At 45.8% G+C, this 14,001-nt stretch carries 9 protein-coding genes; 8 read left to right on the top strand and 1 reads right to left on the bottom strand.

All coding sequences use genetic code 11. The features are described from left to right. Positions 1-145 precede the first annotated feature (145 nt). Complete coding sequence (locus AC27KT_RS11375; RefSeq protein WP_487130031.1) at positions 146-433, bottom strand: hypothetical protein; 288 nt, start codon at positions 431-433, stop codon at positions 146-148. A gap of 418 nt (positions 434-851) precedes the next feature. Between AC27KT_RS11375 and AC27KT_RS11380 the strand changes: the two genes are divergently transcribed. The 8 genes from AC27KT_RS11380 (at position 852) to AC27KT_RS11415 (ending at position 13,956) form a co-directional block, all read left to right on the top strand. Next, on the top strand, positions 852-2,417 hold the full coding sequence (locus AC27KT_RS11380; RefSeq protein ID WP_487130033.1) for a SulP family inorganic anion transporter: 1,566 nt from the start codon (positions 852-854) through the stop codon (positions 2,415-2,417). 329 nt (positions 2,418-2,746) lie between these two features. Beyond that, the gene (nirB, locus tag AC27KT_RS11385; RefSeq protein WP_487130035.1) at positions 2,747-5,296 is read left to right on the top strand and encodes a nitrite reductase large subunit NirB; all 2,550 of its coding nucleotides are present in this window, start codon (positions 2,747-2,749) and stop codon (positions 5,294-5,296) included. A 36-nt stretch (positions 5,297-5,332) separates the two neighbouring features. After that, positions 5,333-5,704: a nitrite reductase small subunit NirD gene (gene nirD / locus AC27KT_RS11390; RefSeq protein ID WP_487130037.1), complete on the top strand. Its 372-nt coding sequence runs from the start codon at positions 5,333-5,335 to the stop codon at positions 5,702-5,704. A gap of 87 nt (positions 5,705-5,791) precedes the next feature. Next, entirely contained in the window at positions 5,792-8,665 is a 2,874-nt protein-coding gene (locus AC27KT_RS11395; protein ID WP_487130039.1) for a nitrate reductase, read from the top strand. 12 nt (positions 8,666-8,677) lie between these two features. Continuing rightward, positions 8,678-9,661: a uroporphyrinogen-III C-methyltransferase gene (cobA, locus tag AC27KT_RS11400; RefSeq protein ID WP_487130041.1), complete on the top strand. Its 984-nt coding sequence runs from the start codon at positions 8,678-8,680 to the stop codon at positions 9,659-9,661. Beyond that, entirely contained in the window at positions 9,645-10,631 is a 987-nt protein-coding gene (locus tag AC27KT_RS11405) for a glycosyl transferase family protein (protein WP_487130043.1), read from the top strand. The genes cobA and AC27KT_RS11405 overlap by 17 nt, the downstream gene beginning before the upstream one ends. Positions 10,632-10,838: 207 nt before the next feature. Next, positions 10,839-12,356 (top strand): bifunctional metallophosphatase/5'-nucleotidase, encoded by a 1,518-nt coding sequence (locus tag AC27KT_RS11410; protein WP_487130045.1) that lies wholly within the window; start codon positions 10,839-10,841, stop codon positions 12,354-12,356. Positions 12,357-12,360: 4 nt separating this feature from the next. Then, a complete protein-coding gene (locus AC27KT_RS11415) occupies positions 12,361-13,956 on the top strand; it encodes a diguanylate cyclase (protein ID WP_487130047.1) in 1,596 nt (531 codons plus the stop codon). Positions 13,957-14,001: the final 45 nt, after the last annotated feature.

The raw sequence follows: 14,001 nt of genomic DNA on the forward strand, positions 1-14,001 counted from the left end.
AACAGATGTGACTCTTATAGGTATTAAGCAGAATTAACTGTAATTTGATGAGTGAAAGATGACGGGCACTTTAAGAGAGTGCGCAAGCGGAATTGCACTTTAGTGGTGCAACCCGCCTGCAGATGCTTAGATCTAATTTCAAAAGCTAGTTTCTAACCACGCGGAGAAACCAGCCGACAAAGAGAGAAATCAAGAAGCCAAAGAAGGCAATCATAGTAGTAATGGTGAGCATTTGCCCTGAGAAGTCTGCACTTTCCCCAGTATGTTCGCTCACAAGCATTCCAGAAGCCTGAAAAATAAATAGCGCGGCGACAGAAAATAATAAGATAACGGCGGTAGACATAATGGTGGCTTTCCAATAAGCCTTTGGCGACATCCAATGAATAGCGCCTGCCACTAACACGCACAAAATGGTAAGAATATAAGGTACCACGTAAACTCCTCGTTAAATAAGACTTATGCCTTACATCATTGCCCTATCATCATGTGCAACTTAGCGCAAAGTAGCGAGCTAATGCTATGAGCTAAGCGCCCCGATGGGCTAGGTTATAAAATACTGCAATACGATGCCATGTAAGAGGCCTCTTGTCAGCAAAGGCGCAAAAATTTAGCGTGCCTGAAGCTAAATCGAGAAGCTGTATGGGTAAGACGTAAAGAGACTTCTGCGCTGCTAGATGGTCAGCCACGCCCTTTGACCTGTGTTTATACACTCGTAACAATCTATTAAAAGATTTTAAGCTGCAATGGTGATAGAATCGCCGAAAAATTATCCTGCCTACTTGGTGTACTGCTATCACGCGGTTTACGCCACGGTGGGTTGTTGTGTTTAACATCTTAGCTTCTGAGAGAACATGTTCGATTTAATTACCAGTAAAGACAGCAACGTTAAGAACGATGTGCTATCAGGTATTACAGTGGCACTTGCCCTGGTCCCTGAAGCCGTAGCATTTGCATTTGTAGCCGGCGTAGAACCAATGATAGGTCTATACGCGGCCTTTATGATGGGTTTGATTACGTCTGCTATTGGCGGTCGCCCTGGAATGATTTCTGGTGCTACCGGCGCCATGGCCGTTGTAATGGTGGCACTGGTTGCCCAACACGGTGTGCAATATCTATTCGCCGCGGTTATTTTAGCCGGCTTGCTGCAAATCATGTGCGGTATATTCAGGCTTGGAAAGTTTATCCGCTTAGTGCCGTATCCGGTAATGCTTGGCTTTGTAAACGGTCTTGCTATCGTTATTTTCTTAGCTCAGTTAGGTCAGTTTAAAGTCACCAACGCTGCTGGAGAGCTTCAGTGGATGGAAGGTACACTGCTGTACTGGATGCTAGGGCTTGTAGCGTTAACCATGGCCATTATTTATTTACTGCCTAAGCTCACAAAAGCCGTTCCTGCCTCGCTAGTAGCGATTGTTACTGTAACCGCATTAGTACACGGCCTCGACTTAGAAGCACGTACGGTAATCGACTTTGTTCGTGACTTGCTACCGGCTGACCAGCGCGACACTGCAACACTTGCTGGCGAGCTTCCTAGCTTCGCTATTCCTATGGTTCCGTTCACTTGGGAAACATTTATGATAGTACTACCAACCTCAGTAATTCTCTGCTTGGTTGGTCTTATTGAGTCGCTTCTTACTCTTTCATTAATTGATGAAATGACCGATACCCGCGGACGCGGCAACAAAGAGTGCGTTGGCCAAGGCGTTGCAAATACCGTAAACGGTTTCTTTGGCGGTATGGGCGGTTGTGCCATGATTGGTCAAAGCATGATCAATATAAACTCTGGCGGCCGTGGTCGCTTATCCGGTATTACTGCCGCACTTGTACTATTGGGCTTCATTCTATTTGCCGCACCGCTTATTGAAATGATCCCGCTTGCTGCTCTTGTTGGCGTAATGTTCGTAGTGGTAATTGCTACCTTCGAGTGGGCCTCATTCAGAATTATTCGCGGCGTAAATAAAGAAGATGCCTTTGTACTATTCCTAGTGACTGGGGTTACCGTTATCGCCGACCTGGCGATTGCCGTTGTTGTTGGTGTTATCGTTTCAGCCCTAGTATTTGCATGGAAACACGCCCGTCATATAGAGGCGAAGTCGCATATTGATAACGACGGCTGGAAAGTCTATGAACTAGATGGCCCGCTGTTCTTTGGCTCGGTATCGCATTTCAAAGACTTATTTGATATCGCTAACGACCCACAAGATGTCGTTATCGATTTTAAAGACTCTCGTATCTGGGATTCATCAGGTATCGACGCACTAGATACCCTTGCAGATAAATACGAGGAGCAAGGTAAGAAGCTACACATTCGCCATATCAGCGATGAGTGTCGTTCACTGCTTCGCAAGGCCGACAAATTTGTTGAAATTAACGTGGTTGAAGACCCTCGCTACCGCGTAGCAACGGATAAACTGGCCTAATTAATTTGATAGCGCTTAATGCACCAAGTGAACACAGGTTTGCGTTTGTTTGGTGCAGCTGTGAAGACTGAATAATACCTGTTTTTTAGTAAATCAAATAAAAACAATGGATTACGGTTTTGGCACTGAACTTGGATAGCTATAAGCGTAAAGTGTGTTTTGGTGATTTGTGTCAATCGCTGAAAAATTGTGTGATTTATAGCACTCCGTAAAATGTGTTAGCTAGAGCATGCTGATCTTAAGTGTCAGTACTAGCAAAATAGGCAACGAAGCCCGCATCAACGAAAGTTGAAGCGGGCTTTTTTTTGTCCCGAAAAAAGGGGAATATCATGACTTCATTGGACTCAAAAACGCAAATTGTCGTCGTAGGCAACGGCATGGTGGGGCATCATTTTGTTGAGCAGCTTCACCAAAGCGATGCCAATGTAGAAATAACCGTTTTATGCGGCGAGTCACGCCTTGCGTACGACCGCGTTTATCTGTCGTCTTTTTTTAGCGGCGCGAGTGCTGATGACTTAGCGCTTACTACTCCCGCTCAGTACGCCGAATGGGGCGTAAACGTAGTCACCAATGCCTTGGTGACGGATATAGACCGTGACAATAATAAAGTGACGACGTCGGAAGGGCAGGTGTTTAGCTACGACAAGCTAGTGCTAGCCACGGGCTCATACCCATTTGTTCCACCTATTCCAGGCAACGAACAAGAGCATTGCTTAGTGTATCGCACCATTGACGACCTACTCGCTATTGAAGCGTCAGCGGCGGTGAGCAAAGTAGGGGTTGTTGTTGGTGGTGGACTTTTAGGTTTAGAGGCAGCTAACGCACTTAAACAAGCCGGTCTAGATACCCACGTGGTTGAGTTTGCCCCGCAGCTTATGGCGGTACAGCTAGATCAAGCTGGTGGTAACGTTTTAAAAGATAAAATTGAAGCATTGGGCGTTACAGTTCATACCCAAAAGGCAACCCAAACTATAGAGGCTGGTGATACCTGTCGCTATAAAATGGTGTTTGCTGACGGCACTGCACTTGAAACCGATATGATACTTTTTTCTGCTGGTATTCGACCTTCCGATCAGCTTGGCAGAAAGTCGGCATTAACACTTGGCGAGCGCGGCGGTATTGTTATAGATAACCATTGCGTAACGTCTGATCCAAACATTTACGCTGTGGGTGAATGTGCGCTGTGGGATAACAAAATCTTTGGTCTTGTTGCACCAGGCTATACCATGGCACGTACCGCAGTGAGTCATATCACAGGTGGCGATGCAGAGTTCGCTGGCGCAGATATGAGCACTAAACTCAAACTTATGGGCGTAGAAGTGGGCTCAATTGGCGATGCCCATGAACGCACAGACGGAGCGCTTAGCTACACCTACTTAAATCAGCCCGAGGGCGTGTATAAAAAGCTGGTGGTAGATAGCGAGCAAAAGTATGTACTTGGTGCGGTCCTTGTAGGTGATACCAGTGACTACGACACGCTCCTACAGTATGCGCTTAATAATATCGAATTGCCTGAACACCCAGAAAGCCTGATTCTGCCATCTTCTGATGCTGCACCAGCATTAGGTGCCGATGCACTTCCAGACACGGCCTCTATTTGTTCATGTCTAAACGTGACTAAGGGCGACATTGTTTCAGCTATCGAAGGTGGCTGTTGTAGCGTTGGCGATGTGAAAGGTGAAACCAAAGCCAGCACAGGGTGTGGTGGTTGTGCCGCCCTGCTTAAAAATGTGGTAGACAGCGAGCTTGAAAAGCGCGGTGTGGAAGTATCAAAAGCTATATGTGAGCACTTCAATTACACCCGACAAGAACTCTTTCACATTGTTAAGGTAAACGGCATTCGCACCTTTGACGAGCTATTAGAGCAACATGGTGAAGGTCTAGGGTGTGAAATTTGTAAGCCTGCAGTTGGCTCAATTTTGGCCTCGGTGTACAACGACTACATTCTTAAGTCTTCACATCTTCCACTACAAGACACCAACGATATTTACCTTGGCAACATGCAAAAAGATGGTACGTATTCGGTTGTACCACGTGTACCGGGCGGGGAAATTACGCCTGAAAAACTGATACTGTTGGGCGAAGTGGCAAAAGAATACAACTTGTACACGAAAATCACTGGTGGTCAGCGCATTGATTTATTTGGTGCACGCGTAGAGCAGTTACCCGATATTTGGGAAAAACTCGTTGCTGGTGGATTTGAAACCGGCCACGCCTACGCGAAGGCGCTGCGCACGGTGAAGTCGTGTGTGGGAAGCACCTGGTGTCGCTACGGTGTACAGGACTCTGTAGGAACCGCTATCGATTTAGAAAACCGATACAAAGGCTTACGTGCGCCACATAAGATTAAATTTGCAGTGTCGGGGTGTACCCGTGAGTGCGCAGAAGCCCAAAGCAAAGACATTGGCGTTATTGCTACCGAGCAAGGCTGGAACCTGTATGTTTGCGGGAATGGCGGCATGAAGCCTCGACATGCAGACCTGTTTGCCACCGACCTAGATACCGAAACCCTTATTAAGTATATCGACCGCGTGCTGATGTTCTACGTGAAAACGGCTGATCGCCTACAGCGCACATCGGTGTGGATGGACAACTTAGAAGGTGGGTTAGCTTACTTGCAAGACGTTGTGATAAACGATGCTCTTGGCATTAATGGTGAGCTTGAAGCACAGATGGATGCTGTGGTTGATGCTTATCAGTGCGAATGGAAAACCACCATTGAAAACCCTGAGTCGCGCAAACGTTTCCGTCAATTCGTAAACAGCAATGCTAGCGACACCAATATCCAGTTTGTTTCAGAGCGAGGCCAGGTTCGCCCAGCTACTGAAGCTGAAAAAGTAGCAGGTAAAGATCAGTTCATTCCTGTCTCTATGGTATAGCCACTGGCTTATCAACCCTGTTAGGAGAATCAAATTATGACAGCTGCGCAAAATGTAATGGCGTCAGAACCACAGCAAGTGCAATGGCACTATGTTTGTGAGACGAACGACTTAGTGACAAACAGTGGGGTTTGCGCCCTTGTCGACTCACAGCAAGTGGCAATTTTCAGTTTAAAGATAAACGGCGAAACCCAGGTTTTCGCCATTAGTAACTACGACCCTATTGGTAAAGCAAACGTACTCTATCGCGGGCTTCTAGGGTCGATAGGCGGTGCGCCTGTTGTTGCTTCGCCTTTATACAAAGAGCATTACTTTTTAGAAACCGGGCTGTGTAAAGAACACGATGATGTTTCTGTCACGGCTTACGCTGTAAAGGTAGAGGGCGAAAAGGTTTTTGTCGGCGTTTAAGCAAACTACCTTTATTTGAACGCCCACATGAATAAAGCCTTCTAGCAAAATGCATTCAAAAGCTGTGAAATCGAAAAAGGTAATGAAATGAATATGGCTACACGACAACCCGACATGATGTCTGAACAATTAAGACAAACAACATGCCCATACTGCGGCGTAGGGTGTGGTGTAGATATCAGTTGCAACGTAAGCCCGCGTGCCATAACCCTGGACACTGTTAAAGGCACGCCAGAGCATCCCGCCAATTATGGAAGATTGTGTGTTAAAGGAACAAACCTGCTTGAAACAAACGACGTAAACGGACGTTTGCTTCACCCAACCATAGCAGGTCAATCGGTGGATTGGGACACGGCCACCGATGTGATTGCGGATAAGATCACATCTACCATTGCGCAGTATGGCGCGGATGCCGTTGCTTTTTATGTATCAGGTCAGCTTCTCACCGAAGACTATTACATTGCCAATAAGCTTATGAAAGGTTACATCGGCAGTTCCAATATCGATACGAATTCACGCCTATGTATGTCATCGGCCGTTGCCGCGTACAAGCGTGCGTTCGGTGAAGACGTGGTGCCTTGCGATTACACCGACTTGGAATGTACAGATTTACTGGTGATCACCGGAAGTAATGCGGCGTGGGCGCACCCAGTGCTTTTTCAACGCATTCAGCGAGCAAAGCTGAAAAACCCTGATATGAAGGTCATTGTTGTTGACCCGCGCAAAACCGAAACCTGTACCATTGCCGATTTACACCTTCCATTAAAGCCGGGTAGCGACGTGGCGCTATTTAATGGTTTACTCAGCTATGCAAACGCACAAGGTTGTATAGACAAATCCGTTGTTGAGAGCTACGCCGAGGGACTTGAAGAAACCCTTAAAAGAGCAAATGCCCTAACATTAGATGAAGTTGCTGAAGTATGCGACCTGGACATTAACAGCATTAAGGCCTTTTTCGATGCCTTCTGCAAAGCCTCTAGCGCCATTACTTTTTATTCTATGGGCGTAAACCAGTCTTCTGCCGGTGTGGACAAAGCCCAAGCTATTATCAACTGTCACTTAGCTATGGATTTAATTGCCAAAGACGGTTGTGGTCCGTTTTCTATTACTGGCCAACCCAATGCAATGGGGGGCCGCGAAGTGGGTGGTTTAGCTAATATGCTGGCTGCACACATGGACCTTGAAAACCCTGAGCATATCAGCACTGTTAAAACCTATTGGAACGCCCCTGTTATGCCTAAAGGGCAGGGGCTTAAAGCGGTAGACCTATTTAATGCCATTGAAGAAGGTAAGGTGAAATTTGTTTGGATAATGGGGACTAACCCTGTTGTCAGTATGCCGAATCGCGGTCAAGTTGAGCGCGCACTTTCAAAATGTGACATGGTTGTAGTGTCTGATATTGTTGAGTCCAACGATACACTAAACTACGCGCACATAGCCCTCCCTGCGACCGGCTGGTCGGAAAAAGACGGCACAGTGACAAACTCAGAACGCCGTATTTCACGTCAGCGCGGTATATTGCCTCCACCAGGCAGTGCAAAACACGACTGGCAAATACTTTGCGAAGTGGCGGGTAAAATGGGCTTTGGCGAGGCATTTAGCTTTACCCATCCGTCGCAAATATTCGTTGAATACGCTGGGCTAACCGGCTATCAAAATGACGGTAAGCGTCAGTTAGACCTGTCACCTTTACAATCGTTAAGTGAAGCTCAATACAATGGGCTATCGCCTTTGCAGTGGCCTTTTCAAACAGTTACAAAAGCTGAGAATACGGCCAATGCTAATTCTAAATCTAACCCTAGCCTTACCAGTAAACGTCCTTTCGAAGACAAACGGTTTTCAACCCCTAGCGGCAAAGCTAAACTTATTCCTGTAGCTTACAAAGCGCCAATGCAGATTACGTCGAACGCTTACCCTTTTGTTGCGAACAGCGGGCGAGCACGAGATCAGTGGCATACCATGACGCGCACGGGTAAAGCGGCAAAGTTACTGGCGCATATGCCAAGTGCTTACGTGCATATCAACCCTAAAGACGCTGCTGAATTGGACGTTGAAAGCGGAGATCTTGTTTCTCTTTCAAGTGCAGTATGTAAAGACGCTCCTGTTATCTATCCGGTTAAAGCAGATACGGATATGCGCAAAGGGGAGGTGTTCATCCCCATTCACTGGTCGGCGCAATGGGGTTCGCACAGTAAACTAGGCGCACTTTACGCCAGCGCGGTAGACCCTATTTCAGGGCAACCTGAGTTAAAGCACGCGGCGGTTGCTATCGCGCCAGTTACTTTTACTACCTACGGTAAGCTCTTTGTTTCATCAGTAAGCCAATCAGCAAATAATTCAGAGCTTAGCTCCTCATATGAAGACGCGCTAAAGCATGTATGTGATTACTGGAATACAACACCGCTTGAAAGCACAGAGGCGTCTTCACCTGTAAGTAACTCGGATGCAGCATTATCAGTATTGAATGTTGCTTTGAATAAAGGCCGTAGAGAGTTTGCACAAGCATTAATACCTCTTCTACCGCAAAACGCAGTGCTAATGCAGTTTCATCACCATGCATACTCAGTATGCTTAGCACTTGTCGATGACGTACTCTGTTTCGCTGCGTTTTTAGGCGATAAGCCGGAAAATACGACAAAAGCCTTGGCAGCGCCACACCCAGAAAGTACATGGTCAGTGCCTAACGCATGGCTTGCCAGCCTCTTAAATACACCTATTTCGGTAGAGACTCAGCGCAACTTATTGCGAGGCCAAGTCGACGACGTATTTTTAAATGGTGACGTGGTTTGTAGCTGCTTTGAAGTGCGAGAAAAGACCATAACAGATGCCATCAACGGCGGTTGTTCCACAGTAGCTAGTCTAGGAGAGCAGTTAAAATGCGGTACCAACTGCGGCTCGTGCAAGCCCGCCTTGTCTCAGCTTATAGACAAGCATTTAGTCATTGAAACCCAATCTGTATAGGAGCGTTAAATTATGTCAATTGCATCTAGTTGGTCGTTACTGTTTTTGCGCACCTTATTTAAACCGCAGAAATCTTTTCTTAATCTGTTTACTCGCGAAGCTATTTTGGCGAGAACCTCGACTAAAACCACAAGCCAGCGCTCTGCGAATGCTCAATCTTCATCTGAGCATTCGTACCTAGATAAGTGGTTGAAGTCAGCAACTAGACACAATGAATGTCGTAAACAGGGACACGTGTATATCGTAGGTGCTGGACCGGGCGATGCAGAGTTACTCACTTTAAAAGCGCTTCGTCTGCTCCAGCAAGCCGATGTCGTGCTGTTCGATGCTTTAGTCAGCGAAGATATTCTTGCACTAATTCCCTCTAAAGTGGTGAAAGAGTATGTAGGGAAGCGCTGCAAAAAGCACAGCTTTACTCAGGATGCTATTTGCAAACGCGTCGTTGAATTGGCAAGTGAAGGGCATACTGTCGTGCGGTTAAAAGGTGGTGATCCAGCCTTATTTGCAAGAACTTGCGAAGAAACCGACGCGCTAACAAAAGCCCACCTCCCTTTTGCTATTGTTCCTGGTATTACGGCGGCATCGGGCGTGTCAGCCTATACGGGGATCCCTTTAACTGATAGGCGCTGTGCTCAATCGGTGAGTTTTATGACGGCACATTTTAAAGACGCGGAACAATGGCCAGAAATGGCAGCCATGGCGCAAAATGTATTGAAGCAAACCATGGTAGTTTATATGGGGCTAAGCCGACTAGAAGGGTTATGCAAAGGCTTGGTTCACAATAAGGTGCCGAATACATGGCCCGTAGCGGCAATTGAAAATGCCACGTCTCCTGAACAGCGCGTAATTACTGGCGTGCTTGCCGATATTTATAGCAAAGTTAACGCTGCAAATTTAACAGGGCCTACGTTACTTATATTTGGAAAGGTGGTAGAGTCTCGTCAACAGGTAAATACTCTTCTACTACATTCATCCGAGCATGCAGCAACCATTTAGCGACTACATAAAAATTATTGGTAAGGGCCAAAAAGGAGGGCGTAGCCTCACCCGTGATGAAGCTTACCATGCCATGAAAATGGTGTTGGCCAATGAAGTGACAGGCGATCAACGCGGCGCATTTCTTATGTTGCTTCGTACCCGTGAAGAAACACCAGAAGAAGTTATTGGCTTTGTCGATGCATGCAGAGAGCTGATAGAGCCAGAAGTTAAAACCCTCACCCCCACGTTAGATATTGGCTGCTATGCGGGAAAGCGTCGCCAGTTACCGTGGTACTTATTGGCCGTAGCGGTACTGGCCAACAATGGTTACTCGGTTATGCTTCACGGTGCTCATGAACCGGGTTCGGGGCGCCTTTATGCAAGTATAGCGTTACCCCAATTGGGCCTGCCTGAAGTTAGCAGCATTGCGGATGCCAAACAGCAGTTAACTGAAAAAGGAGTGACTTACCTTGACTTGTCTTATTTGCTGCCTGCGCTCGACACAATTATTAAACTTCGCGAGGTATTTGGTCTGCGTTCATGCGCAAATACGCTTGCAAGGTTGTTGAATCCCACCGCTGCACAATTTTGCGTACAGGGCGTTTATCATATGCACCTTGACCACAAACACTGCCGCGTTAACGAAAATTATCCTTCTATCGACGCGCTTTGCTTTCGTGGTGACGGCGGAGACCCTGAAGTTAATGGTGAGCGGGAAACTGAACTATTTATTACCCGAAATGGTGAGACCGAAGAAGTAATAATGCCGGTGGTTGCTGACAAATGGGCGCTCAAAGACAAAGAGATGAAGGTAGGCGATATGCTTGATGTGTGGGCGGGTAACGCGAGTAGCCTTTATGGTGAACAAGCCATTTTGAGTACACTTGCCAGCTATTTAGTGCTGTTACAAAAGTGTGATGTCGCAGATGCCTTATCGCAGGCAAGGCAGCTTTGGGCACAGCGCGATAAAAGCTCAACGCCGTTTTAATCGTTCGGTGTAATAACCGTTTAACTCCATCAAAGATCACACGTCCCGAGTATTGGTCGAATAGCCCGTGTTAGCTGCCTACTAAATAGAAGCTTAACCGCGGGGGGCGTAAAACCCTCTTGATTGAGGAAAATAGTCAATCGTCGCATTGACTTAATCATTGCTATACTTGTTAATAGTATTAGCAAAGTCTCCTTAAGTAGTGTTATGCGAATCACGCAATGGCTCGTCTTTTTAGCTAGCTTGTCGCTCTTATTTCGAGCAGGATATGCTGTATCTGAAAATCGAGAGCAGGATGCAACCTCTAGCGTAACTTTCGTTCTAACCGCAGATATGCCTAATATTAGCGATTCCCGCACAGGGCGTTACGCTAATCTACAGACCCTCGTAAAACAGCAGCGGCAAAATAGTGATACTGTCTTCTTCATTTTCGGCGGCGGTTCAATTGGACCGAGCGCGCTATCCTCGTTTGACCGTGGTTCCCACATTATTGATATCCTCAATTCCCTTGAGCCAGATGTGATGGGGGTCACAAAAAGAGAATTTAGTTTCTATGAAGATGAGTTGTCTCTTCGTTCTTATGAGGCTGCCTTTCCATTGGTAACCAGCAACGTGATAGATAACCGGATGGGGCGCTCCCCTGACGGCCTGCACACTTCTGTAATTGTTGAAAAAGAAGAATTAACTCTTGGTGTTATATCAGTTTTACATGAGAGAGTGATAGAGGAGTACCAATTATCTGATATTATTATAACGCCTCCTCAAAAGGCCATTATGGAGGAGTCTAGGAGACTGCGTCAGGAAGGCGCGGATATCGTTTTGCTGCACTATTCCTACCCATTCCCTTTTATAAATACCATGTTAAACAAACGCATCATTGATGTCGCTTTTATAACAGACAGTCGCTTAGACGAGAAACATATGCTCGAAACTACACGTCATCCTAATAGTATGGTACTTACGCAGCAGGGCACCGCTGTCGTTGCTAGCTTTATGAAAAATGCTGGGTGGTTAGCAACGTCGTATACCGAACAGCCGTTAGAAGATATAGAGGCTGACGCAGAGTTAAATGAACAACTCGTTGAATACGAAGCGCGTCTAAAGCGGTTGTTAAATATCCAGATTGGCGAATGGAAGATTGCCGTTTCGACTGCGCGCAAAGCAGTGAGACGTGAAGAAAACCCGTTTGTAAATTTTGTCGCTGATACCATTAAACGCTATGCGAAGACTGACATTGCCTTGATAAATGGCGGCAGCATTCGAGGCAACAAACAATATCAGGCAGGTACACCAATAACTCGGCAAGACATTGTCACTGAAATGCCATTTCGTGCACATGTTGTGGCTTTGGATATAACGGGCGCTCAGTTAATCCAAGCTCTGGAAGAAGGGCTTTCACAATATCAAAACTTAAAAGGCGGTTTTCCTCATGTATCGGGTATGTCTTATAGTTTCGACCCTTCAGCCAAAGTGCTTCAACGAGTAAAGAATGTCACGATTAATGGAAAGCGAATAGATGAATCGAAAACCTACTCACTGGCTACAAGTAACTTTTTGGCTAATGGCGGAGACGGCTTCTATGCGTTGAAGAATACTCAAAAGCGCCCGGCCATGAGCACCCGTCCTCCCCAAATATCAGACCTTGTGATGCAGGCCATCATCAATCAATACGATATAAAGCCTGAAACTGATAACCGCATAATAAATATGGCAAAAGGCGGTTGAGCCGATGCAGCATAAGAAAAAGACCTTATATCTGTTTATCATTGCGCAATGCAGTGTAATGGGATTTTTTCTTTTGATACTGGTGTTGTCGCTGCTGCGCTTAAATGACGTGCGAAAAGTGCTTGACGATATCACCACGTCTTCTATCCCCACGCTCAGCCAAGCAACTGAAATAACTCGTGAAGTTCAACATTTGATTTCTCTTTCAGCACGATTGACCTCTTCTGAAAGTCAATCGTCGCGACGTATCATTAAAACGCAACTCGACGAAACCATTGAACGCTTAAATTCATCTAATTCAAATGTGGAACAAAGTGATAAATATCTTGCGACACAACTAAAAGTACTCACCTTAGAAATACAGGAACTTAATGAGCTGGTACGCCAGCGTATTGATGTAGAAAAAGAAGTGAGGGTGGAAAGAGAAGTATTGTTTGCCTATCTAAATAGCATATTTGAAGGAAAAAACAGACAGTATGATGGTCTTCAATCTTCTAAGAGCCTAGTTCCTTTAGTTTTGCAAATAGCGCAAATCAACCAGCAGTTTCAACTGCACGAATTGAGAAAGCTTGAGGATAGCATAGAGAAAAGTATTGCGGCACTTCGAACATCGTCATTGGATAAGCGAAGCCGTGAACTAGTGAATACGCTTGAAGAAGGGGTGCTTGGTAAATGGGGTATGATAGATAAGCAAGCTAACGTAATGCGCATAAGAGGACGCTCTAGAGGTCGTGGCAGTTTTGTTGAACACTTGGCCGAAGAAGTGGCATCAAACATCGAGTTTAGCGCTTCATCTGTAACCCAAAATACCTCTTCATATGCATTAGACACAAACATAGCGGTTGCAAAACAAATTAGGCTTTCGGTAGCTTTGTCTTTAATTGTCATGTTTATATGCTGCGCCATAATCGTTTACATTTATAAGCGCATAATTATGCGCTTGATAGCGTTAACGAATCTGGTCGAGAAAAGTAGTGAGGAAGTGGTTAGGTTTGAAGGCAATGATGAAATTTCACGTCTAGCCAAGACCTTTGCGTTATATTTTGAAAGAGTGAAAAACCAAGAAGCAGAACTCACTCGTTTGTCCCTAAGCGACCCACTGACTCACATTCCCAATCGACGGGCATTCGAGATGGAAATGGAAAAAGCGATGGCGATGTCAAAACGTCACAAGTGGCCATTGACAATGGTTTTGTTGGATGTTGATAGCTTTAAGTTATACAACGATAATTACGGCCATACTAAAGGCGATGAGTGTTTAAAAGCGGTCGCCGTAGAATTGAATAATGTAGTAGCACGCAACACCGACTTTTGCGCTCGTTATGGCGGGGAAGAGTTTGTTGCCATTTTACCCGATACCGATGAAAAAGGAGCAAGAGTTAAAGCTGAAGAGATTAGAAAAGCCATTGAAGCTTTAAAAATAGCGCATAGTAAAAACCCGATTGCCCCCGCAATAACTGTCAGTTTAGGCGTTGCAACGGTTGAATTTGCTAAAAACGATAGTTGGGCGCTAACAACGATTTTAAATGCCGCTGACAAAGCATTGTATGACGCTAAATCTAATGGACGAAACTGCTGCGTATACACATCGCTTCCGTAGTCGACGATCATGGCAAGCTTGAAACTTACTTCCTTTGATTTCAAA

It is taken from the genome of Alteromonas sp. 5NW40-0090, assembly GCF_057552975.1.

Bases quoted from the DNA above. Each gene is read 5' to 3' on its own strand.
- AC27KT_RS11380 (WP_487130033.1), top strand. From the start codon at position 852: ATGTTCGATTTAATTACCAGTAAAGACAGCAACGTTAAGAACGATGTG.
- nirB (WP_487130035.1), top strand. From the start codon at position 2,747: ATGACTTCATTGGACTCAAAAACGCAAATTGTCGTCGTAGGCAACGGC.
- nirD (WP_487130037.1), top strand. From the start codon at position 5,333: ATGACAGCTGCGCAAAATGTAATGGCGTCAGAACCACAGCAAGTGCAA.
- AC27KT_RS11395 (WP_487130039.1), top strand. From the start codon at position 5,792: ATGAATATGGCTACACGACAACCCGACATGATGTCTGAACAATTAAGA.
- cobA (WP_487130041.1), top strand. From the start codon at position 8,678: ATGTCAATTGCATCTAGTTGGTCGTTACTGTTTTTGCGCACCTTATTT.
- AC27KT_RS11405 (WP_487130043.1), top strand. From the start codon at position 9,645: ATGCAGCAACCATTTAGCGACTACATAAAAATTATTGGTAAGGGCCAA.
- AC27KT_RS11410 (WP_487130045.1), top strand. From the start codon at position 10,839: ATGCGAATCACGCAATGGCTCGTCTTTTTAGCTAGCTTGTCGCTCTTA.
- AC27KT_RS11415 (WP_487130047.1), top strand. From the start codon at position 12,361: ATGCAGCATAAGAAAAAGACCTTATATCTGTTTATCATTGCGCAATGC.